Consider the following 21,606-nt stretch of genomic DNA (forward strand, 5'->3'; position numbering starts at 1 on the left):
CTAACGGCCCCCTTCAGTGCCGGCACCCTCGAAGGAGGCCAGGTACTCGGCGAACTCGGACCGCTGGTGGTCGATCTGGACGTTGGGCTCGGCGTACACCTCGTGGAAGATGTCGAGGGGCTCGGGGTCGGGCAGGGCCCGGCACTCGGTGCGCACCTGCTCGCCCAGCTTGTCGGCCTCGGCGTCGACGGAGGCGAAGAACTCCTCGTCCGCCAGGCCTCCGCGCTCCAGGTGGCGGCGGACCCGCAGGATCGGGTCCTTGGCCTTCCACTCGTCCAACTCCCCCGACGCGCGGTAGCGGGTGGGGTCGTCGTTGGTGGTGTGGGCGCCCATCCGGTAGGTGAACGCCTCGATGAGCGTGGGGCCGTTGCCCTCACGTGCGTTGTCCAGGGCGGCCCGGGTGACGGCGAGGCAGGCCAGGACGTCGTTGCCGTCCACGAACAGGCCGGGGAAGCCGAACCCGGCGGCGCGGCGGTGGATGGGCACGCGGGCCTGGCGCTCCGGCGGCTCGGAGATGGCCCACTGGTTGTTCTGGCAGAAGAAGACCACGGGGGCGTTGTTGACCGAGGCGAAGTTGAACGCCTCGTTGGTGTCGCCCTGGCTGGTGGCCCCGTCGCCGAAGTAGGAGATGACGGCCGTGCCGTCCTCGCCGACGGCGCCGTCGCGCTGGACGCCCATGGCGTAGCCGGTGGCGTGCAGCGCCTGGCTGCCGATCACGATCGTGTACAGGTGGAAGCCCAGTTCGTGGGGGTCCCAGCCGCCGTTGGTGACGCCGCGGAACATGCCGAGCAGTTCCTTGGGCTCGATGCCGCGGCACCAGGCGACGCCGTGCTCGCGGTAGGAGGGGAACGCCATGTCGTTCTCGCGCAGTGCGCGGCCGGAGCCGATCTGGGCGGCCTCCTGGCCGAGCAGTGAGGCCCACAGGCCCAGCTCGCCCTGGCGCTGGAGGGATACGGCCTCGCTGTCGACTCGGCGTACCAGGACCAGGTCACGGTAGAGCGCGCGGATCTCCTCCGCGCTGATGTCCAGGGGATAGTCGGGATGCCCCGTCAGTTCCCCTTCCGGTGTAAGGAGCTGGATGAGCTCCGTTTTCTCGTGCGCGGTGGTATCCGACACGTTGCTCCTCGGGTTGTCGGGGCCGACTTCGCGTGGGTGAACGCTGATCGGCCGAATCACGGCCCGCCCTCACCCGGGGTGGTGGGTGAGGGTGGACAGCCCTCCCCATATCGTGACAGACCTCACCATGGAGAGCGCAAGCCCTCAGCATCACCTTTTCCGCTGCGGACCCCATGATCCTCGGTCGCCCGGCAGAGCGTTTAGCAGGGCTTCCTAGCATCGGCGAGGGCTTTCCGGCAACGTTGTGGGCACTTGCCCCGCGACGGGCGCACGGCACGCGGACGGCCCCTCGCGCGGGCGAGGGGCCGTCCAGTGCGTCGGAAGTGTTGTGTGGTCGTGAGGAAACGGAGGGACCGGGCCTCGGCGGGCGGCTTCCCGGCCGGGCGGGTGCGGGGAGACGGGGACGCGGCGAGGAGCGCCGCGGGCACGGGGGATCGGGGCGCGGGACGGGGCCGCGGGCTCGCCCCGGCCGGCTGGAGAGCGCCGGGGACGTGTCCGCCGAGCACTCCCTGGCGGGCCTAGTGGGCGGCGGGGACACGCACCCCGCGGTCGCGCGCGTAGTCGGCGAGCATCTCGCGGAGCTGGCGGCGGGCGCGGTGCAGGCGGGACATCACCGTCCCCAGCGGGGTCCCCATGCGCTCGGCCACCTCCTTGTAGGCGTAGCCCTCGATGTCGACGAGGTAGATGACCTCCTGGAACTCCTCGGGCAGCCGGGCGAGCGCCTGCTTGATGTCGGAGTCGGGCAGGTGGTCCAGGACCTCGTTCTCCGCCGACCTCATGCCGGACGACGTGTGCGCCTCGGCGGCGGCGAGCTGCCAGTCCTTGATCTCGTCGGTGGTCTCCTGCCGCGGTTCGCGCTGCTTCTTGCGGTAGGTGTTGATGAAGGTGTTGGTCAAAATTCGGTAAAGCCAGGCCCGAAGGTTGGTACCCGCACGGAACTGGTGAAAGTTCGCGAAGGCCTTGGCGAAGGTCTCCTGTACGAGATCCTCGGCGTCGGCGGGGTTGCGGGTCATCCGCAGAGCCGTGGGATAGAGCTGGTCGGCGAACGGTGTCACCGCGGTGGCGAAGTCCAACTCCTGCTCTTCACCGCGGTGGGCACCAGTCGTGGAGGCCTGGTCCATTTCGATAGTCGTCAAGATTCCCCCTCAGGACGACCGGACGATCACTTCCACCCTGTTAGACGCCACCGCGCACTTCCAATGATGACATCAATCCACGTGATACGGGTCACGGGAGCCCCGTTACAGTCGCCGGTACTGGTCAGTGTGCGGTAAAGACGCGGCGCGCCTCCTGGTCAGCACGCCTACCCACTCCCACGTACCGTACGCTTGCGTCGCCCCCTCCGGTCCGACGGGGGGTGGCCCGCCCGCCGCAGGCACGTGCGGCACACACCAGTTTCCCCGTGGAGGACCCTGTGGCCCGCGTCGTTGTTGACGTCATGCTCAAGCCCGAGATCCTGGACCCCCAGGGCCAGGCCATCGCCGGGGCCTGCTCCCGTCTGGGCTTCGAGGGGATCAAGGAGATCCGCCAGGGCAAGCGCTTCGAGGTCGAGGTCGAGGGCGTGGTGGACGAGGCCAGGCTGGCCGACGTCCGCCGCCTGGCCGAGACCATGCTCGCCAACACCGTCATCGAGGACTTCGAGGTCCGCGTGGAGGAGTAGGCGGAGCGGCCCCCTCCGGCGGACACGCCTTGGAGGACGCGTTCCCGGGAACACGCTTCCGAACGGAACCCGGTCCGGTCTCACGTGGCTTCTTTACCACCGCGGGATTCACGGAAGACGGAATCTTTCCGGAAATCGGGGATTGTCTTCAGTATCCACCTCGCACCGCGTATGACATAGGCCACACTCCTGTCCTGGTTCCGCCGTGACGGCCGCATCTCCCCGCGCCGCACGGGAAAAGCGTGAATTCGTTCGCATGCTGTCCGACGTGCCGGAAGTGCCGGAAAAATCCAGCCGTGTCCCCCTGCGGGCACGGCTGTTCGTTTTACTTCACGTGTCTCCGGGGAAGGTTCTCTGACAAGGCCGGGTCGAAAGCACGACAACGGAGCACGAGAGGTGGACGAATGGACGCCGTTTTCTCGATCTCCCTTCCCAGACAGGCATACACGGTCTCCGTCGCACGCGACGTCCTCGGCACTCTGCTCGTCCGAGCGGGAGTGTGCCGGAACTGCGTCGACGACATCCTCCTGGCCGTTTCCGAAGCCTGTAGCAACGCGGTGGACCACGGCGGTCCCGCACGCGACTACATGGTCGAGGCCGAGATGGGCGGGCGGTGGTGTGAACTACGGATATCCCACACCGGAAGGGCGCCCGATCCCGAGGCGCTGACCGAGAGGCTCACCACCGATCACACGCCCCTCCCGTCGTTGGACTCAGAATCGGGCAGGGGCATTTTGCTGATGCGCTATCTCATGGACGAGGTCGACTTCGAGGAGGAGCCGCGTACGACGGTCCTCCTGCGAAAGAGGCTCACCGTGTGCGACGGACCGCCGTCGGAGGAGGAGGCCGGGCCAATACCGGCCCAGCGCTACGCCCTTCTGTGAAACGACCGCCTCCGCGAACCGTCCACGCGGAGTGCGGTGGTCCACGCGGCGCCTCCGGTCCACCACAGCACCTCCGCTCCGGGCGGCGCACTCCGGCCCGCCGGAGCGCCCCGTGACGGAGACCACATCCCCCGGCCGACCCCTCGGCGTCCCCTCCGCCGTACGCACCGCGTATCCGCGGAACCAGGCGGTGCGGCCCCGCCGTTCCCGTCGGATCGCACACGGACACGGGCGTGTGACGGGCCCCCTCCTTGGAGGATCCTCCCAAGACGCGGCCTCCAGGAGGGTCCGCCGTCGTACCGGAGCACAGGTGAGCGGGTACGCTGCGAAGTGCGGCCGCACCGTCTCCAACGACGGGGCCAGGCACCGGCATCTCCTCGCCGAACGCTCCCCGCTCCCGCGGGAGCGGGTCCGATCCAACCTCTCGGAGTGTGCTCATGACAGCCCGTGTGGGCGTCGTCACCTTCCCCGGCTCCCTCGATGACAGGGACGCCGCGCGCGCGGTCGCGCTGGCGGGCGCCGAACCCGTCTCCCTCTGGCACGCGGACGCCGACCTCAGGGGCGTGGACGCCGTGGTCCTGCCCGGCGGCTTCTCCTACGGCGACTACCTGCGCTGCGGGGCCATCGCCCGGTTCGCCCCGCTGATGTCGGAGCTGGTCCCGGCCGCCCGGTCGGGCGCGCTGCCGGTCCTCGGCATCTGCAACGGCTTCCAGATCCTGTGCGAGAGCCACCTGCTCCCCGGCGCGCTGACCCGCAACTCCTCGCTGCGGTTCGTCAACCGCGACCAGGTGCTGCGTGTGGAGAACACCGGCACCGCGTGGACCAGCTCCTACACCGAGGGCCAGGAGATCCTGGTGGTGCTCAAGAGCGGCGAGGGCAGCTTCGTCGCCGACGAGCACACCCTGGACGAGTTGGAGGCCGCCGGCCGGGTCGTGGTCCGCTACGCCGGCGACAACCCGAACGGCTCCCGCCGCGGCATCGCCGGGATCACCAACGAGCACGGAAACGTCGTCGGCCTCATGCCGCACCCCGAACACGCCGTGGAGGCGCTCACCGGCCCCTCCACCGAGGGCCTCGGATTCTTCACCTCGATCCTCACCCACCTGGCCACCGGTTCGCCGGTGAACGCCTGACCCGTACACCCACTAGGGGGTTTGGCCGTTGATGGCGCTGCTGCGCTCCAGAAAGACGATGTTCGTCCTCTCCGGACTGGTCGTCGTGGGCCTGGTGGTGTCCGCCGCCGTGGGCCTGTTCAACGCCATCGGGACCGCGCCCGCCGCCGCGCCGCCGCAGGGCCAGGGCCAGCAGGACGGCGGACAGGCCCCGCAGGACGGCGGACAGGCCCCGGGTACGGCTCCGGACGTGGACGTGCTCGGCCAGGCCCCGTCCGGGCTGGCCTACGTCTCCGACCCGGAGGCCGACGTGTACTGCGAGCAGGACTCGTGCGTCCGGCTGGTGATGGTCATGACGGAGGACGGGGAACTGCCCGAGGACTCCCGCGAGACCGTCGAGACCGTGGTCTCCCACCTCACCGAGCGGGGCTGGGAGAAGCAGCGGCCCGAGGGCGCGCGCGAGGACCAGGTCTTCCTCAGCGACGGCGAGCACATGCTGGCCGACACCTCCTCCCACGACGACCCGGAGTCGCCGGCGGTGCTGATGCTCGGTGACGCGGGCGACGCCCCGCCCTCCACTCCCTGACCATGGCTCCGCGCCGTTGGGCGGATGCCACGGCCCGGCCCACACCCGCACATCCCGAACGGAACCACGCATGTCTGAAGTACCTGGTCTCGACACCGTCGACGTGGCGCACGACAGCCCGGACACACCTCAGCCGTACGCCGAACTGGGCATGGCCAAGGACGAGTACGAGCGGGTCCACGAGATCCTGGGCCGCCGCCCCACCTCAGCCGAACTGGCCATCTACTCGGTCATGTGGAGCGAGCACTGCTCGTACAAGTCCTCCAAGGTGCACCTGCGCCAGTTCGGGGAGAAGGCGCCCGAGAACGACGCGCTGCTCGTCGGCATGGGTGAGAACGCGGGCGTGGTGGACGTCGGCGACGGCCGTGCGGTGACGTTCAAGATCGAGTCGCACAACCACCCCTCCTACGTGGAGCCGCACCAGGGCGCGGCCACCGGCGTGGGCGGCATCGTCCGCGACATCCTCACCATGGGCGCCCGTCCCGTCGCGGTGATGGACGCGCTGCGCTTTGGCCCCGCCGACGCCGACGACACCAAGCGGGTCCTGCCCGGCGTGGTGTCGGGCATCTCCTTCTACGGCAACTGCCTGGGCCTGCCCAACATCGGCGGCGAGATCGGCTTCGGCGCCGGGTACGTCGGCAACCCGCTGGTCAACGCCCTGTGCGTGGGCGTCATGCGCCACGAGGACATCAAGCTGGCGCAGGCGCCCGGCCCGGGCAACAAGGTGGTGCTGTTCGGCTCCACCACCGGCCCCGACGGGATCGGCGGCGCCTCGGTGCTGGCCAGCGCGACCTTCGACGACGAGTCGCACGCCAAGCGGCCCAGCGTGCAGGTCGGCGACCCGTTCATGGAGAAGCTGCTCATCGAGTGCAGCCTGGAGCTGTTCGACAAGGACCTGGTCGTCGGCATCCAGGACCTGGGGGCGGCGGGCGTGTCCTGCGCCACCACCGAACTGGCCGCCGGCGGCACCGGAGGCATGCGCGTCCAACTGGACCGGGTCCCGCTGCGCGACCCCCGGCTCACTCCCGAGGAGATCCTCATGAGCGAGTCGCAGGAGCGCATGATGGCGATCGTCGAACCCGCGAGGATGGACGAGTTCCTGGCCGTCTGCGACAAGTGGCAGATCCTGGCCGCCGAGATCGGCGAGGTCACCGACGTGACCCCCGAGGAGGCCGAGCGCGGCGGTCGCCTGGTGATGACCTGGCACGGCGAGACCGTGGTGGACATGCCCCCGCGGACCGCCTCCGACGAGGGACCCGTCTACCAGCGCCCGTACGCGCGGCCCGCGTCGCAGGACGCGCTCCAGGCGGACGACGCCGCCGCGCTCGCCCGGCCGGCCGACGACACCGAGCTGCGCGGACAGGTGCTCCGCGTGCTGGGCGCCCCGGGAATCGGCGACCCGTCCTGGGTCACCGAGCAGTACGACAGCTACGTGCGCGGCGACACGGTGGTCTCCACGCCGCACGACGCCGGGATGATCCGCGTCTCCGACGACTCCCACAAGGGCGTGGCCCTGGCCACCGACGGCAACGGCCGGTACACCCGCCTGGACCCGTACACGGGGACGCAGCTCGCGTACGCGGAGGCCTACCGCAACGTCGCCGCCACGGGCGCCCGCCCGCTGGCGGTCACCAACTGCCTCAACTTCGGTTCGCCCGAGGACACCGGGGTGATGTGGCAGTTCGCGGAGTCCACGCGCGGTCTGGCGGACGCCTGCCGGCAGCTGGGAACCCCGGTGACCGGCGGAAACGTCAGCTTCTACAACCAGACCGGCGACGTGGCGATCAACCCCACCCCGGTGATCGGCGTGCTCGGCGTGATCGACGACGTGCGCACCCGGCTGCGCACGGCCTTCGACACCGACGGCGCGCGGATCTTCCTGCTGGGCGAGACCCGGCCGGAGTTCGGCGGCTCCGCCTGGGCGGACGTCGTGCACGGCCACCTCGGCGGAATGCCGCCGCGCGTGGACCTGGCCGCCGAGGCCGCACTGGGCGAGGTGCTGGCCACCGCGGCCGACCGCGGCCTGGCTTCTGCCGCGCACGACCTGTCCGACGGCGGCCTCGCGGTCGCCCTGGCCGAGTCGGCGCTGCGCGGCGGCAAGGGCGTGCGGGTGACCGTCGACGGCGACGCCTTCACCGCGCTGTTCAGCGAGTCCGCGGCCCGCGCCGTCGTGGCGGTCCGACCGGGCGAGGAGGAAGCCTTCCTCGCCCTCGCCTCCACGCACGGAGTTCCGGTGGCGGAGATCGGCGCGGTCGGCGGCGACGCCCTGTCGGTCACCCACCCTGGCGGCGCCGTGGAGATCCCGCTGGCCGAGCTGCGCACCGCCTACGAGTCCGCCCTGCCCGCCCTGATGGACGGCGTGTAGCCCCACACGCGTACGGCGGGGACGCCCCTCTCCGGGGCGCCCCCGCCGCTCGTCCCAGCCGGTCCTGCGCCCCCCGCTCGGGGAGAGGGGCCGGCTCGCGCGGATTCCGTCGTCCTCACTCCCGGTTCACCCTCCTCCGATGGGTAGGGGTCGAGGAGGACAACGACGAGACGCAGGCGTGAAAGGAGCTGGGGTCATGCGACGGGGCAGGTTGAAGGGCCCCCTGGGCAGCCACGAGCGCCCGGCGAGCGCCCTGGGGTTTCGCATGGTGCTGGCCGTGTTCGGCGCCCTGGTACTGCTGGCCGCCGCGGTCTGCGCCTACCTGCTGACCGACCAGACGTGGCTGGTCGTCCTGTTCGGCGCGGGCTTCGTCGCCGCCTGCGTGAACGTGTACTGGGTGGGGCGGCGCCGCAGGTACGAGGGCCGGTCCGCCTGACGGGCCCGCCCGACGGTCAGTCCGCGGGTGTCAGTGTGACGGCCACCGGCCGGTGGTCGGAGTGGGGCACGTCCGGGTTCGCGGGGTCGCTCGGCACCAGGTCCCCCGAGTGCAGGACGTGGTCGATCTGCTGGTCGGAGCCCGTCTCCCCGGGCAGGGTGGGGAAGGGCCGTGCCTCGTCGAACGCGTCGAGCATCCCGTGCCCGGTGAGGACGCCCCACGCGGGATCGTCCGGTTCGATGTTGAGGTCCCCGGCCACGACGACGGGGCCACCGCGCTCCCGGGCCCGTCGGGCGATCTCCGCGACGTCGCGCAGCTGCCGTCTGGAGGACGCCTCCGCGAAGCCGTGGTCCGCGGGCTGCACGTGGGTGGACACCACGGTGACCTCGGTACCGTTCCAGTCCACGGTCACCTCCAGCGCCTGGGCCCCCGTGGGGCCGCTCGGGGTGAGCGGGTGCCGCAGCTCGCGGGTGACCGGCAGGGCGGTGAGCACGGCGTCTCCCCACAGCGGCCCGTCGGCGGGTCCCCAGTAGGGGGTCATGCCGAGTTCGCGCGCCAGACCCGACAGCCCGTCGTGTCCGCCGTTGAGCAGCCAGCCGCGGTCCACCTCGCTGAGGACGACGACGTCGGGGTCCAGGTCCCGCAGCGCTCCGGCCTGCTCCGAAGCGGAGAAACGGCCGTCCATGCCAAAGCCCATCCGGACGTTGTAGGCGGCCACGCGCAGTCCCCCTCCCCTCCCGTCGGCGGCCGCGGGGCCTCCCCGGTCCTGGAGCAGCGGGTGGAGGGAGGTGGCGGCCAGGGTGAGCGCGCCCGCCCCTGCGGCCACCGCGAGTCCGCGCCGGCCGGAGGCCTCGCGGGCCTGCGGCTCCCGGGAGGCCACGGCGGGCAGGAGCAGCGCCAGGGCGGCGAAGGGCACGTACGCGTTGGGGACGTACAGGTCGTAGGCGGAGTAGAACGCGAACACCAGCACCACGAACAGCAGCAGCCCCGACGCGGCGGCCAGCCCGGTGCGCACCGCCGACGCCCGCCCGGGCCCGGGGAGCACGGCCCGGCCCGCGCAGGCGGCCAGGGCGAGCTGCCCGGCGACCAGCGCGGCCACGGACGGGGCGCCCGCCGCGTCCGGAGGCGTGCCGGGGAGCGCCAGCCACACCAGCGCGGCCAGGAGCACGGCCGGTGCCGCCCACCGGCTCCCGCCCAGGAGGTGCGGGCGCGAGGCGAAGGCCACCGACAGCACGGCGCCCGTGGCGACGGCCGCGGCTCCCAGCGGCGACTCCGCGAGGGTCTGCCCCACCGCCGGGTTGGCGGTGTACAGGCCGGAGAGGAGGAACAGCGGGCCCAGGAGCAGCCAGGCCCGGGGCGGCACGGGCCGAGCCGGTCCCGGATCCGTGTTCCGGACGCCGTACAGGAGAAGGAGGAAGAGGCCGGCCCCGGCGGCGACCGGCCCCCACGCCACAGGGGTCGGCCACCACACGAGGTCGACGGTACCGACGAGCGTGTGGACGACCGTGCCGGCCGCGATTCCGGCCACCACCCCGACCACCACCTCACGGCCCCGCAGGCGGCCGTCGGAGGTGGACGCCATCGCGGTGCACACCAGCCACACGGCCCCCGCACCGACCGTGGCGGCGGAGACGTACAACTGGGGGCCGCCGCCGTCAGTGGCCTGGAGCGCCAGGCGCCCCGCCGCCATCGCCACGGCGGCGGCCGCGGCCAGCGCCGTGGGCGCGATCCGGCGGGCGAGCGGGACAAGGGGGAGGGGGGCCAGGAACCACGCGAGGGCGAAGGCGCCCATCAGCGCGGGATCGGTCGACCCGGCCTGGCCGAACAGGGTGATCAGCGACGGCAGGAACACCCGGAGCGCGTCCAGGAACAGGACGGTTCCCACGGCGGCGGCGAGCCGGTCCCGGCGCATGGCCCTCCGCTCCCTCGACGAACACGAAGGATTCTCATGTCTCGCGCCCGCCGTGGCAAGGGGTGGAGGCGTCGCCGGAGGAAAGGCCCGGTCCCCGACACGCCGCCGGGCCGGGAGGACACACCTCCCGGCCCGGCGGACACGGACGGGCGGACACGGACGGCCGCCGCGGACGTCAGCGCTTCGCGGCGCCCTCGGGGAGCCAGTCCCGCCACACGTCCGGGTTGTTCTCCACCCAGCGCTCGGCGGCCTCGCTCGGGTCGAGCCCCTCGTCGGCGATCATCCTGGCCACCTGGTTCTGGTCCTCGTTGGTCCACGTCCAGTTGTCCAGGAACCGGTACGCGGGGCCGTCCTCCTCCACGAACCCGGCCCTGAAGATCTTGTTCAGGTCGTAGACCGGGTAGTCGCAGGGCACGTGGTCCGGATCGTCGGCGCACCCCGGCTCGTGGGCAGGGAGGTCGATCTTGACCAGGTCCAGCTCCTCCTGGAGCCACTGCGGGTCGTAGAAGTAGAAGAGCACCGGCTCCTCGTCGGCGTACCGCCGCCGGACCTCGGTGATCTGCGAGACCTCCGAACCGGCGTAGACGATCTCCAGGTCCAGGTCGAACGCGTTGATCATCCCCTGGTCCTGGGTGACGAACCCGGGCGCGCCGCCCAGGAACTCCCCCTTGTCGCCGGTCTCGGCGGTACGGAAGATGTCCGTGTGCTCGCGCAGGCCCTCCAGGGTCGTGATCTCCGGGTACTCCTCGGCCACGTAGGCGGGCACGTACCAGCCGATCACGCCCTCGTTGCCGGTCGGTCCGCCGTCGACCACGGTGCCGTTGCCCTCGGGACCGTAGGTCTCCATGAGGTCCTCGTGACCCCAGTTCTCCACGATCACGTCGAGCGCGCCCTGGTCCAGCGCCTGCCACGACGCCTGTTCGGCGGTGCGGAGCAACTGGACCTCGTAGCCCATCTCCTCACGGAGGACGTACGCCAGCACCTCGGCGCTGGCCTCGTAGCCCACCCAGCCGTTGAGGGCCATCCGCACCGTGTCCGGGTCGCGCACGACCTGGTCGGTGCGCACCGCGCACGAACTCACCATGGCCACGGCCAGACCCACGGCCAGCACCCTGAACAGGGAACCTCTCCACTCAGGCACGCTGTGCCCTCCTTCCCTGCGTCACACGGTCCAGGAACAGGCCCAGGCACACGATCGCCAGGCCCGAGGCCAGTCCCAGGCCGAGCTGGCTCTGCGCCAGGCCGACCACGACGTCGTTGCCCAGTGCCCCGGCGCCGACCAGGGCCCCGATGACCACCATGGACAGCACCAGGATGATCCCCTGGTTGACGGCCAGCAGGAGTGAGCCGCGCGCCATCGGCAGCTCCACCTTGGTGAGCAGCTGCCAACCGGTGGAGCCCTGCGACCGCGCCGCCTCCAGGGCCGGCTCGGGCACGCCCCGGATCCCGTCGTCGACCAGCCGGATCACCGGCGGCAGGGCGAAGACCACCGCCGCCACCAGGGCGGGAACCCGGCCGATGGTGAACAGCGCCACCGCCGGGATCAGGTACACGAACGGCGGCAGGGTCTGCATGGCGTCCAGGACCGGCTTGAGGACCGCCGCGAGCAGGTCGCTCCGCGACATCGCCACGCCGACCAGCACGCCCAGCACGATGGTGACCAGGGAGGCCACGAGCACCTGCGACAGCGTGTCCATGGCGTTGTTCCACACGCCCAGAAGGCCCACGGCGACCAGTGCCGCACCGGACACGGCGGCCGCGCGCGCCCCGGCGAAGATCCATCCCAGGGCCGCGGCGGCGAGCACCACCAGCCACCACGGGGAGTGCGTCAGCAGGTCGGCGAGCGGGGTGAGCACGGCCCCCAGCAGCCACGTGGCCACCGCCTCCGTGGTGGAGCCGATCGTCTCCTGGATCGCGCCGTACACGGCGTTCACCGGGTCGCTGAGGTCGACCGAGACCTCACGCGGCCAGCCGCGCACGCCCGTCAGGCGCGCCGCCGCGACCACCGCGGCCACCAGGGCGAACCCGCCGGCCAGGACCGGGAGGCGGTAGCGCCCGGGGATGTCCGGTGTGCGCGTCCCGTGGCCCACCGCGCCGGTCACCCGGTCCATCGCGACGGCGAGCATGACGATCGCCAGGCCCGCCTGGAACGCCTGGCCGACGTTGACCTTGGAGAGCGCCTGGTAGATCGCGTCGCCCAGGCCGCCCGCGCCGATGACCGACGCGATCACGACCATGGACACCGCGAGCATGATCGTCTGGTTGACGCCCAGCAGGATGGTGCGCCTGGCCATCGGCAACTGCACCTTGGTGAGGACCTGCCACGGCGTGGATCCCGTCGACACCGCCGCCTCGACCGCCCCCGAGGGCACCCCGCGGACGGCCAGGGCGGTGATCCGCACGGCGGGCGGGACGGCGTACACGGCCGTCACCACGGCCGCCGCCGGGTTGCCGATGCCGAACAGCAGCACGAACGGCAGCAGGTAGGCGAACGCGGGCATGATCTGCATGAAGTCCAGCACCGGGCGGACGGCCCGGTGGAACCCCTCGCTGCGTCCGGCGAGGATGCCCAGGGGAATGCCGGTCAGCAGGGCGATGAGGACCGACGTGATGATCAGCGCCAGCGTCGTCATCGACGCGTTCCACAGCCCGCTCAGCGCGAACACGGCGAAGGTGGCGAGCACCAGGAGCGCCACGCGCCAGCCGGCGACCCGCCAGGCGGCGAACACGCCGAGGAGGGTCACGCCGGGCCAGGTGAGGAGGTCGAGGAACCGGTCGACCAGCACGACGGCCGATCCCAGTCCCACGGAGACGTAGTTGAAGAAGTACAGGAACAGGGGACTGTCGTTGCGGTTGGCGACGATCCACGCGTAGACGGTGTCGAGCCAGGCCATGAACCGGTCGCCGGCGAGGGTCGGGAAACCGCCCGCCCAGGACGGGTGGCCCAGGAGGCGGCTCACCCAGTAGCCGGCCACGAGCAGCGCGACCACGAGCAGTGCCTGCACCCAGGTGTGGCGCAGGGGGTTTCCCGAGCCACGTTCGTCGCCCCGTCCACCGGTGCCCGAGGGGGCGGTGACGGGTCGGGTCATCGTGGTCATGTCACGCACCACTCCCGGCCGGGGCCGGACCGCGGGTGCCGACGGTGTCCCCGGAGGAGTGGACCGCCCTCTCCTCGGACGGGTCGTCCGACGCCTCCTCGATGGCGGCGACCGCGGCGGCGCCGTCCAACTGGTCCTCGGCGATGGCGCGCAGCACGTCGTCGCGGCCCACGTAGCCCAGGAGGGTGTCGCCCTCCACGACCCGCACCGGCGCGGTGCTCGCCGCGAGCATCGGCAGCACCTCAGCCAGCACGGTGCCGGGCGCGGTGACCGGGCCGTCCGTGCGCTCGTCCGGGTACGGCTCGCGCACCAGCCACCGGGCGGTGAGCACGGTGGTGCGGGCCACGTCGGAGGTGAAGTCGGCGACGTAGGCGTTGGCCGGTCGGCCCACCACCTCCTCCGGGGTGCCCACCTGCACGATCTCCCCGTCGCGCATGATCGCGATGCGGTCGCCCAGCCTGAGGGCCTCCTGCAGGTCGTGGGTGATGAACACCGACGTCTTCCTCAGCTCGCGCTGCAGGCGGCTGACCTCGTTCTGCATGTCGCGGCGGATCAGGGGGTCCAGGGCGCTGAACGGCTCGTCGAACAGCAGCACCTCCGGGTCCACGGCGAGCGCGCGGGCCAGGCCGACCCGCTGCTGCATGCCGCCGGACAACTCGCCGGGACGGGCGTTCTCGTACCCGCCGAGGCCCACCATCCCGATCATCTCGCGGGCCCGCTCGTAGCGTTCGGCGCGCGGTGTCCCGCGCACCTCCAGCCCGTAGGCCACGTTGTCGATGATCCTGCGGTTGGGCAGCAGGCCGAAGTGCTGGAAGACCATGGCCATCTTGTGGCGGCGCAGTTCGCGCAGCCGCTGGGGGGTGGCCGTGCCGATGTCCTCGCCGTCGAGCAGCACCTGCCCGGCGGTCGGCTCGATCAGCCGGGTCAGGCACCGGATCAGCGTGGACTTGCCGGAGCCGGACAGGCCCATGACCACGAAGACCTCGCCCGGGCGCACGTCGAAGGACACGTCGCGCACCGCGACGGTGCACCCCGTCTCCTCCTTGACGCGGTCCCGGTCGGCCTTCTCCAGTTCGGTGCCGACGACCTTGTCGGCGTTTCCGCCGAAGACCTTCCACAGGTTGCGGACCGAGAAGGTGACCTCGTCGGCGTCACCGCGCGCGGCGGCTGTTTCGGTTACCGGGGCTACCGGTGTACTCATCAAGCGTCCTCCGGGGCCAGGGCGTCCTGTCGGACGAGGTCCGCGGCGCGTTCGCCGAGGGCCAGGACCGTGACCATGGGGTTGGGGGTGGGAAGGGTCGGGAACACCGACGCGTCGGCGACGCGCAGACCGCGCAGGCCGCGCACGCGCAGCCGGGGGTCGACGACGGCGGTGTCGTCATCGGCGGCGCCCATCTTGCAGGTGCCGGCCGGGTGGTAGACGGTGTGGGCGGCGCGGCGGCCGTACTCCGACAGTTCCTCGTCGCTCTGGACGCCGGGGCCGGGGGCGACCTCGCGCTTGATCCAGGACCTGAACGGCTCGGTGGCGGCGACCTCCCGGGCGATCTTCAGCCCGTCCACGATCGTCCTCTCGTCGTGGCCGCCGGGGTCGGTGAAGTACCGGAAGTCCAGTGCGGGCTTGGCCTGCGGGTCCGCGCTGGTGAGGTAGAGCTTGCCGACCGAGCGGGAACGGGGGATGTTCGGCGTCATGCACACCGCGTATCCGTCGGGCGGGGAGTCGTAGCCCAGCCGCTTCGTGTTGTCGTCGAAGGGGATCTGGTAGATGTGGAACATCAGGTCCGGGCGCGGATCGCTGTGGTCGCGCCGCACGAACAGGGCCGCGTCGGAGTCCATCACCGTGTTCTCCGGGACCGGCTCGCTGGTCTCCCACATGATGATCGACTCGGGGTGGTCGAGCAGGTTCTCGCCCACGCCGGGCAGGTCGTGGCGGGGCTCGATGCCCACCTCCCGCAGCTCCCCGGCGTCGCCGATCCCCGAGAGCATGAGCAGCCGGGGGGAGTCCACGGCGCCGGCGGACAGGATCACCTCGCGGCGCGCGCTGACCGTGACGCGTGTGCCGTCCTTGGCCGTGGCGCTGACGCCGGTGGCGCGGTCTCCGTCGAGGACCACCCGGTCGACCCAGGTCTCCAGCATGACGGTGAGGTTGTCGCGCACGTCCATGATCGGGTGCAGGTAGGCCACCGAGGCCGAGGAGCGGTAGCCGGTGTAGGGGTCGTAGGCGATGGACAGGAAGCCCGCTCCGCCCGAGAAGCCGCCGCCGTGGGAGGTCAGGGCGTTGAAGTCCTCCACCACCGGGACGCCCGCCGCCTCCGCGGCCGAGGACACCCAGTCCTTGACCATCGCGTTGCGGTCCTTCTCCACGATCGGAACGATGTTGCACTTGATCCGGTCGGCGTAGGACTGCACGGTGGCGTTGTCCCAGCCCTCGGCGCCCGCCGCGACCCAGTCGTCCAGGTCCTCGGCGAAGGGCCGGAAGCTGATCAGCGTGTTGTGCGAGGAGCATCCGCCGAGCACGCGGGCCCGGGAGTGCAGGATGTTGGAGTTGCCGCGCGGCTGCTCGACGGTGGTGTAGCCGTAGTCGAGCTCGCTGTCCAGGACGCTCAGCCAGTCGCGCAGGCGCAGCACGTGCTCCAGGTCGCGGTCGTCGGGGCCGCCCTCGATCAGGCACACGGTGGTGCCGGGGTCCTCGGTGAGCCGGTTGGCGATCACCGAGCCGGCGGTACCGCCGCCGACGATCACGTAGTCGTAGGTGCTCTCGGTTGGAGCCACGGTCCGATTCCTCTCGTTGTCTGTGCCCAGGGGATCCAGGGGGATGCCGGGGGGAAACCGACCTGTGTCCGCTTCTCTTCTCGTGTGGGCCGTGGACGTCGCCACGGGACGCCCGGTGGCGGAGGACACGGGTCCGCGCCACCGGGCGTTCGGTACCCCGAGCCGCCTGGGGCGGCCCGGGACGGGTCTTGTGTCAGTCGAACCAGCGCTGCGGCTCGGGCGCCAGGTTGCGGTAGACGTGCTTGGCCTCGCGGTACTCGTCCAGGCCCTGCAACCCCAGCTCGCGGCCGATGCCGCTCCGGCCGTAGCCGCCCCACTCGGCGCCGGGGATGTAGGGGCCGAAGTCGTTGATCCAGACGGTTCCGTGCCGCAGGGCGGCCGCGACCCGCTCGCCCCGGGCGGTGTCGCCCGTCCACACGCCGCCGGAGAGCCCGTAGTCGGTGTCGTTGCCCAGCCGGATCGCCTGGGCCTCGGTCTCGAACCGCTCCACGGTCACGACCGGGCCGAAGACCTCGGTCTGGACGATGTCCATGGAGTGCTCGCAGTCGACGAACACGGTGGGCCGGTAGAAGTAGCCCTGGGACAGGGCCGGGTCGTCGGGCCGCTTGCCCCCGGCGATGATCCGGGCGCCCTCCTCGACACCGCGCGCGACGGCGGCCTCCACCTTGGCGCGGTGCTCGGCCGAGACCAGCGGACCGCAGCGCACGCCCTCCTCCTGGCCGCGGCCGATGCGGATGGCCTCGGCGCGGCGGGCGAGCTCGGTGGTGAAGGCGTCGTGGATGTCGTTGTGCACGATGAGCCGCGCACCGGCCGAGCACACCTGGCCGGAGTGGAAGAACGCGGCGATGAGCGCGTAGTCCACCGCGGTGTCCAGGTCCACGTCCGGGAAGATGATGTTGGGGTTCTTGCCGCCGAGCTCCAGGGCGGTCTTCTTGACCGTCTCGGAGGCCGCCGACATGATCCGCCTGCCGGTGGCCAGTCCGCCGGTGAAGGAGACCAGGTCCACGTCGGGGTGCTCGGACAGCGGGGCGCCCGCGTCGGGGCCGCTGCCCAGGACCAGGTTGACCACGCCCGGCGGGATGCCCGCCTCGGCGGTGAGCTCGACGAGCTTGGCGGTGGTGACGGGGGTGATCTCGCTGGGCTTGACCACCATGGTGTTGCCCGCCGCCAGGGCCGGGGCCATCTTCCAGGCGAGCTGGAGCAGCGGGTAGTTCCAGGGCGTGATCATGCCGCAGACACCGACGGGCTCGTAGACCACCTTGCTGTGCACGCCCTCGGGGGCGGACACGAGGCGTCCCGCGTCCTTTCCGGCCAGGCCCGCGTAGTAGCGGAAGACGTTGGTGACGTCGTCGACGTCGATCCCGCCCTCCTCGATGGTCTTGCCGGTGTCGAGGGACTCCATGACCGCGATCTCCTCGCGGTCGCGCTGGAGGAGGTCGGCGACGCGTCCGACGAGCTTGCCGCGCTCGTCGTCGGAGACGCCGCGCCACTCCCCGTCGTCGAAGGCGCGCCGGGCCGCGGCGATGGCGTCCTCGGTGTCGGCGCGGCCGCCCTCGCTGACGATGGTCAGGACGGAGGCGTCCGCGGGGTCCAGGATCTCCCGGACACGGCCGTTGCGGGCGGCCTTCCACTCCCCGTCGATGTACAGGCTGGTGGCGGTGGCCGATCCCGGTTCCGACAGGTACGGCACGGTCGGCAGAGTTGTGTTGGGCTCGTTCACGGAGCCGGTTTGCCCAAGATTGGTAGTCACAAACAGCCTCGTCTCATAAGACGCGTAAGTCACAGTTTCCCCATGCCACGCCCTGGTCTGGGGAAACGCTCGGCCGCGACAGGGCTCTCCGTGGCGCTCCCCGCGTCACACCTGGGACATGACTACTCCGGGTAGCGCTCGGACCGGCCCAGGACATCCCCGTCTGGGGAAGACGAGGAAGAGAATTTGACGTACATTGAGGTATGCCTAAGTAGTTGAGGCATACCTAAGTAGGTTCGTCCGCAACCTCCGCGCTCCCCTCTGAGGAAGCATGCTGCTCGAACAAGAACGTCGGGACGTCTGTCTGACCGCCCGCGCCCTCGCCGCGGGCGCCGGTGCCGCCCCGGGCGAGTCGGGAACCGTCAGCGTCCGCAACGGCGACCTGGTGGTCGTCACGCCGCACGGCGCCGCCCTCGACCAACTCCAGCCCGCCGACTGCCCGGTGATGTCGCTCGACGACCGGGTGCTCGAGGGGCGGCGCGACCCCGCGGCCGAGGCCACCCTGCACCTCGCCGTGCACCGCCTGGCCTTCGAGCACGATCGCGACGTCACCGCCGTGGTGAACGCCTTCACCGCCGACACGGTCGCGGTGTCCTCGGTCCTGGCCGAGCTGCCCCCGATCCACCACCGCGCCGCCGCCCTGGGCGGGGCGGTCACCGTCACCCCGTACACCACCTACGGCACGGGGGAGATCGCCGACCACGCGGCCAAGGCGCTCAAGGGGCGCGACGCCGCGCTGCTCGCCGACCACGGCGGCCTCGCCCTGGGCCGGAGCCTGGGCCACGCGCTGGAGAACCTGCGGCTGCTGGACTGGCTCAGCGCCGCGTACCTGCGGGCCCGCCAGATCGGCGAGCCCCGCGTGCTGTCCGAGGACGAGCTGGCCCGGATCCGCGAGCGCGACACCTACGGCTGGGCGGGCCCGGACATCCTCTGAGGCCCGACGCAGGCGGAGAGGGCCACGAGCTGCGGATTCCGTCCCCTCACACCTGCTCGTCCTCGTCGTCGGAAACCTCGTCCGGCTGGGTCCAGGCCAGGTAGAGGGCGGGGACCGAGGTGTGCGCCATGAGGATCACCCACAGCACGGGCATGAACAGCTCCTCGGGGAAGGACACGGACTCGGGCGAGGGGCCCTCCAGGACGGCGAGTACGAGGAACACCGCCAGCATGAGGCCCGCCGTCACGTGGTGGCCGATCCGCGTGGCCCGGTCCAGCTCGAAGCGCTGGCGCTCGTCCAGGTTCCGGTAGCGGTGGTTCGCCCCCGTGGCCCGGCCCAGTTGCGTGCTGATCACCATCCCCACGACCACCAGTACGAGGAAGGCCGGCAGCAGGACGGCCAGCGCCAGCGTCGTGCCGGAGCGGAAGTTGATGACGCCCAGGAGCACCGTGGCGGCCAGCATGGCCAGCACGACCAGGACCGCGTAGACGCGCCGCCTGCCACGGGAGGCCCGGAGCCGGGCGATGCGGGATGTCGGGGCGTCGTTGGAGAAGGACATGGGGACTTCCTCTTCTGGGTCGGGTCACTGGCCGATGCGGGGGAAGGGCTCGGTGGAGAAGACGACCTCCACCGGCACCTCGAAGTAGCGCGCGATACGCAGCGCCAGGTGGAGGCTGGGGCTGTACTCGCCCCGCTCCAGGTAGCCGACCGTCTGGTAGTGCACGCCCAGGGCCTCGGCCAACTGGCGCCGGGACACGTTCCGCTCGGCCCGCAGCATCGCGATCCGGTTGTAGATGGTCTCGCCGCTTCCGGCCGCCGCCCTCGGGCGGCGCCCGGCCGCGCTCCTGCCGTTCTCAGTAGCCACGCTTCATCGCCTTCTCCCGGGCCGCCTGGACCCTCGAACCCGACTCGCGCCGGGCCATCCGCCGCAGCACCCACTGGGCGACGGCGAACCCGACGAGAGCCCACAGTGCCAGAACCCCGGCCACCTGCGGCAGCTGCCAGGTCCCGGTCAGTTCGAGGGCGGCGTAGTCGGCGGGCATCAGCGCCGCGCGCACGCCCAGGCCGATCCAGTAGACGGGGAAGAACCGGACGGCGGTCTGGATCCAGTCGGCCATGACCGTGACGGGCATCATGACGCCCGAGGTCATCACCAGGCCCAGCACGGGCACCATGATCAGACCCACGCCGGTGCGCGGGTTGGTCAGGGTCGCGCCGAGGATCGCGCCGACGGGGGCCAGGGCCAGCATCGCGAGCACGAACACCCACAGCAGGGTGAGCGTCCCTCCCACGCCCCGCAGGGAGAACCCGTCGACCAGCAGCAGCCCCGGCACCACCATCAGCAGCAGGGCCACCGTCGACATGGTCAGGATGTGCCAGACCTTGCCGACCCCGTAGCCGAGCATGCCGTGCGGCGTGGCCCTGGCCCGCAGCAGCGTCCCGTCCTCGCGCTCGGTGCCGAGCACCTGGGCGACCGTGACCACGCCCAGCATGACCAGCTGCATGGTGACTCCGGCGGCCATCATCACCGTGCCCGTGGAGACATCGGCCCCCTCCACCGGCTCCCGGCCGAGGAAGACGGCGAGGACGACGAAGATGGCCGGCATCATCAGGTAGCCGCCGGCGAGCTCCTGGAAGTTGGTGAAGGACCCCCGGAACTCGGTCCATCCCCGGGAGAACCCGGCTCTGACGGCGTTGGCCCTGGCGTTCATCGGATCTCCCTCGTGAACTCGGCGGCGGCGTTCTCGGCGTCCCCGGACTCGTAGCGCTGGACCATGGCCATGTACACGTCCTCCAGCGAGGGCCGGGTGACCTTCAGGTCGGTGACGCCGTCGCCGTGCTCCGCGTACAGCTCGGCGACGTGGCGGGCGGGGTTGTCGGTGCTGTGGACGTGCCGCCGCCCCTCGGCGGTCCAGACGACCTCGCTCTCCTGGACCAGCAGGGAGGCGAGGTGGTCGGCGGTGCCGTCGGCCACGATCACCCCGCCCGCGAGGATGAGGATGCGGTCGGCCAGCTTCTCGGCCTCGTCCAGGTCGTGGGTGGTCAGCAGGACGGTGGTGTCGTCCTCGTCGGCGAGCCGGTGCACCAGTTCGTGGAAGTCGTGGCGGGCCACCGGGTCGAACCCGGCCGTGGGCTCGTCGAGGAAGAGCAGCTCGGGGCGGCCGACCACGCCCAGGGCCACGTCCACGCGGCGGCGCTGGCCCCCGGAGAGCTCGCGGACCCTCTTGTGCGCGTGCTCGGTGAGGCCGACGGTCTCCAGGAGTCCGTCGGTGTCGTGGGGGCGTGTGCGCCCGGGCTCGGAGAAGGGCGCGTGGAAGCGGCCGAAGTGGTGGACCAGCTCCCGGACCCTCCAGGCGCCGTGGTCGCGCCAGGACTGCAGGACCACGCCGATCCGGGAGCGCCACGCCTCACCGCCGCGCTCGGGGTCGCTCCCCAGCACCTCCACCCCGCCCGCGGAGCGCCTGCGGAACCCCTCCAGGATCTCGACGGTGGTGGTCTTGCCCGCCCCGTTGGGGCCGAGGAGGGCGACCACCTCACCGCGCCGGGCGGTGAGGTCCACTCCCCTCAGCACCTCGGCGGTGCCGTAGTTCATCCGCAGGTCGCGGACCTGGATCACGGTCTCCTCCGGTGTCCCCGACGCCTGGGCGCTCGCCCTGGACGTCGCTCGGACCACTGAATCCATCACATCAGCCCTCCATGTCGTCTCGGTCCTACTGCCATTGATAGTACATGTACTACATCCTGGAGAACAGAGGATACATAAGAGCGAAGACACGCTACGACATGCCGTAGAACGACGAAATGCCAGAAAAGGCACAGAACAGGACTCGCAAGAGGGAGGAGGGCCGGTTCCGGCCACACGGTGGGGATCCGCCCCGGTTCCCCGTGCCGAAGGCGCGGGTTTCGGACACGGCACCGCGGACAGAGGACAGATCAAGGGAGCAGACCCTAGCCGTCCGCGGGTCCCGAGGCGGGACAATGGT

At 71.4% G+C, this 21,606-nt stretch carries 19 protein-coding genes; 7 read left to right on the forward strand and 12 right to left on the reverse strand.

All coding sequences use genetic code 11. From position 1 onward, the window contains the following. A complete protein-coding gene (gene pdhA, locus NOSIN_RS20835; protein ID WP_077692367.1) occupies positions 1 to 1,116 on the reverse strand; it encodes a pyruvate dehydrogenase (acetyl-transferring) E1 component subunit alpha in 1,116 nt (371 codons plus the stop codon). Between the two features lie 518 nt (positions 1,117 to 1,634). Beyond that, entirely contained in the window at positions 1,635 to 2,252 is a 618-nt protein-coding gene (locus NOSIN_RS20840; RefSeq protein WP_077692368.1) for a sigma-70 family RNA polymerase sigma factor, read from the reverse strand. Between the two features lie 278 nt (positions 2,253 to 2,530). Here NOSIN_RS20840 and purS point away from each other — a divergent pair, with 278 nt between their 5' ends. The 6 genes from purS to NOSIN_RS20870 all read left to right on the forward strand — a co-directional run bounded on the left by purS (position 2,531) and on the right by NOSIN_RS20870 (position 8,159). Then, positions 2,531 to 2,776 carry a phosphoribosylformylglycinamidine synthase subunit PurS gene (gene purS / locus NOSIN_RS20845; RefSeq protein WP_077692369.1) on the forward strand — a complete coding sequence of 82 codons (246 nt, stop codon included), beginning with the start codon at positions 2,531 to 2,533 and terminating at the stop codon, positions 2,774 to 2,776. 404 nt (positions 2,777 to 3,180) lie between these two features. Further along, complete coding sequence (locus tag NOSIN_RS20850) at positions 3,181 to 3,660, forward strand: ATP-binding protein (protein WP_077692370.1); 480 nt, start codon at positions 3,181 to 3,183, stop codon at positions 3,658 to 3,660. Between the two features lie 437 nt (positions 3,661 to 4,097). Further along, the gene (gene purQ / locus NOSIN_RS20855) at positions 4,098 to 4,793 is read left to right on the forward strand and encodes a phosphoribosylformylglycinamidine synthase subunit PurQ (RefSeq protein ID WP_077692371.1); all 696 of its coding nucleotides are present in this window, start codon (positions 4,098 to 4,100) and stop codon (positions 4,791 to 4,793) included. Positions 4,794 to 4,821: 28 nt separating this feature from the next. Continuing rightward, on the forward strand, positions 4,822 to 5,358 hold the full coding sequence (locus tag NOSIN_RS20860) for a hypothetical protein (RefSeq protein WP_077692372.1): 537 nt from the start codon (positions 4,822 to 4,824) through the stop codon (positions 5,356 to 5,358). A gap of 70 nt (positions 5,359 to 5,428) precedes the next feature. Continuing rightward, on the forward strand, positions 5,429 to 7,723 hold the full coding sequence (gene purL / locus NOSIN_RS20865) for a phosphoribosylformylglycinamidine synthase subunit PurL (RefSeq protein ID WP_077692373.1): 2,295 nt from the start codon (positions 5,429 to 5,431) through the stop codon (positions 7,721 to 7,723). 196 nt (positions 7,724 to 7,919) lie between these two features. Beyond that, positions 7,920 to 8,159: a hypothetical protein gene (locus tag NOSIN_RS20870; protein ID WP_077692374.1), complete on the forward strand. Its 240-nt coding sequence runs from the start codon at positions 7,920 to 7,922 to the stop codon at positions 8,157 to 8,159. Between the two features lie 16 nt (positions 8,160 to 8,175). On the opposite strand, the gene NOSIN_RS20875 is transcribed toward NOSIN_RS20870, so the two are convergent. From NOSIN_RS20875 to NOSIN_RS20900, 6 genes are all read right to left on the reverse strand, one after another. Further along, positions 8,176 to 10,071 carry an endonuclease/exonuclease/phosphatase family protein gene (locus NOSIN_RS20875; protein ID WP_077692375.1) on the reverse strand — a complete coding sequence of 632 codons (1,896 nt, stop codon included), beginning with the start codon at positions 10,069 to 10,071 and terminating at the stop codon, positions 8,176 to 8,178. A 175-nt stretch (positions 10,072 to 10,246) separates the two neighbouring features. Next, entirely contained in the window at positions 10,247 to 11,155 is a 909-nt protein-coding gene (locus NOSIN_RS20880; protein ID WP_077693690.1) for an ABC transporter substrate-binding protein, read from the reverse strand. Between the two features lie 49 nt (positions 11,156 to 11,204). Then, positions 11,205 to 13,169, reverse strand: a complete 1,965-nt coding sequence (locus tag NOSIN_RS20885; protein WP_077692376.1) for an ABC transporter permease — start codon at positions 13,167 to 13,169, stop codon at positions 11,205 to 11,207. A 1-nt stretch (position 13,170) separates the two neighbouring features. Continuing rightward, on the reverse strand, positions 13,171 to 14,370 hold the full coding sequence (locus NOSIN_RS20890; RefSeq protein ID WP_077692377.1) for a quaternary amine ABC transporter ATP-binding protein: 1,200 nt from the start codon (positions 14,368 to 14,370) through the stop codon (positions 13,171 to 13,173). After that, a complete protein-coding gene (locus NOSIN_RS20895) occupies positions 14,370 to 15,938 on the reverse strand; it encodes a GMC family oxidoreductase (RefSeq protein WP_077692378.1) in 1,569 nt (522 codons plus the stop codon). Before NOSIN_RS20895 ends, NOSIN_RS20890 begins: the two co-directional genes overlap by 1 nt. A 193-nt stretch (positions 15,939 to 16,131) precedes the next feature. Then, a complete protein-coding gene (locus tag NOSIN_RS20900) occupies positions 16,132 to 17,658 on the reverse strand; it encodes an aldehyde dehydrogenase family protein (RefSeq protein ID WP_077692379.1) in 1,527 nt (508 codons plus the stop codon). A 301-nt stretch (positions 17,659 to 17,959) separates the two neighbouring features. On the opposite strand from NOSIN_RS20900, the gene NOSIN_RS20905 reads away from it, so the two are divergent. Further along, positions 17,960 to 18,622 carry a class II aldolase/adducin family protein gene (locus NOSIN_RS20905; RefSeq protein WP_077692380.1) on the forward strand — a complete coding sequence of 221 codons (663 nt, stop codon included), beginning with the start codon at positions 17,960 to 17,962 and terminating at the stop codon, positions 18,620 to 18,622. Positions 18,623 to 18,668: 46 nt separating this feature from the next. On the opposite strand, the gene NOSIN_RS20910 is transcribed toward NOSIN_RS20905, so the two are convergent. From NOSIN_RS20910 to NOSIN_RS20925, 4 genes are read right to left on the reverse strand one after another with little or no spacing between them, the layout of a single operon-like run. Next, positions 18,669 to 19,181: a hypothetical protein gene (locus tag NOSIN_RS20910; RefSeq protein WP_077692381.1), complete on the reverse strand. Its 513-nt coding sequence runs from the start codon at positions 19,179 to 19,181 to the stop codon at positions 18,669 to 18,671. Positions 19,182 to 19,205: 24 nt separating this feature from the next. Then, positions 19,206 to 19,487 carry a helix-turn-helix transcriptional regulator gene (locus tag NOSIN_RS20915; protein ID WP_077692382.1) on the reverse strand — a complete coding sequence of 94 codons (282 nt, stop codon included), beginning with the start codon at positions 19,485 to 19,487 and terminating at the stop codon, positions 19,206 to 19,208. Then, positions 19,477 to 20,334, reverse strand: coding sequence for an ABC transporter permease (locus NOSIN_RS20920; protein WP_077692383.1), 858 nt, complete (start codon positions 20,332 to 20,334; stop codon positions 19,477 to 19,479). The genes NOSIN_RS20915 and NOSIN_RS20920 overlap by 11 nt, the downstream gene beginning before the upstream one ends. Next, entirely contained in the window at positions 20,331 to 21,305 is a 975-nt protein-coding gene (locus NOSIN_RS20925; RefSeq protein ID WP_077692384.1) for an ABC transporter ATP-binding protein, read from the reverse strand. The genes NOSIN_RS20920 and NOSIN_RS20925 overlap by 4 nt, the downstream gene beginning before the upstream one ends. Between the last annotated feature and the right edge of the window lie 301 nt (positions 21,306 to 21,606).

The organism is Nocardiopsis sinuspersici, from assembly GCF_001998325.1.
GTDB classification, from domain to species: domain Bacteria; phylum Actinomycetota; class Actinomycetes; order Streptosporangiales; family Streptosporangiaceae; genus Nocardiopsis; species Nocardiopsis sinuspersici.

Coding starts and splice junctions, on each gene's coding strand:
- NOSIN_RS20850 (WP_077692370.1), top strand. CDS start 3,181: ATGGACGCCGTTTTCTCGATCTCCCTTCCCAGACAGGCATACACGGTC.
- purQ (WP_077692371.1), top strand. CDS start 4,098: ATGACAGCCCGTGTGGGCGTCGTCACCTTCCCCGGCTCCCTCGATGAC.
- purL (WP_077692373.1), top strand. CDS start 5,429: ATGTCTGAAGTACCTGGTCTCGACACCGTCGACGTGGCGCACGACAGC.
- NOSIN_RS20870 (WP_077692374.1), top strand. CDS start 7,920: ATGCGACGGGGCAGGTTGAAGGGCCCCCTGGGCAGCCACGAGCGCCCG.
- NOSIN_RS20875 (WP_077692375.1), bottom strand. CDS start 10,071: ATGCGCCGGGACCGGCTCGCCGCCGCCGTGGGAACCGTCCTGTTCCTG.
- NOSIN_RS20880 (WP_077693690.1), bottom strand. CDS start 11,155: ATGGTGAGTTCGTGCGCGGTGCGCACCGACCAGGTCGTGCGCGACCCG.
- NOSIN_RS20885 (WP_077692376.1), bottom strand. CDS start 13,169: ATGACCACGATGACCCGACCCGTCACCGCCCCCTCGGGCACCGGTGGA.
- NOSIN_RS20890 (WP_077692377.1), bottom strand. CDS start 14,370: ATGAGTACACCGGTAGCCCCGGTAACCGAAACAGCCGCCGCGCGCGGT.
- NOSIN_RS20905 (WP_077692380.1), top strand. CDS start 17,960: ATGCTGCTCGAACAAGAACGTCGGGACGTCTGTCTGACCGCCCGCGCC.
- NOSIN_RS20910 (WP_077692381.1), bottom strand. CDS start 19,181: ATGTCCTTCTCCAACGACGCCCCGACATCCCGCATCGCCCGGCTCCGG.
- NOSIN_RS20920 (WP_077692383.1), bottom strand. CDS start 20,334: ATGAACGCCAGGGCCAACGCCGTCAGAGCCGGGTTCTCCCGGGGATGG.
- NOSIN_RS20925 (WP_077692384.1), bottom strand. CDS start 21,305: ATGGATTCAGTGGTCCGAGCGACGTCCAGGGCGAGCGCCCAGGCGTCG.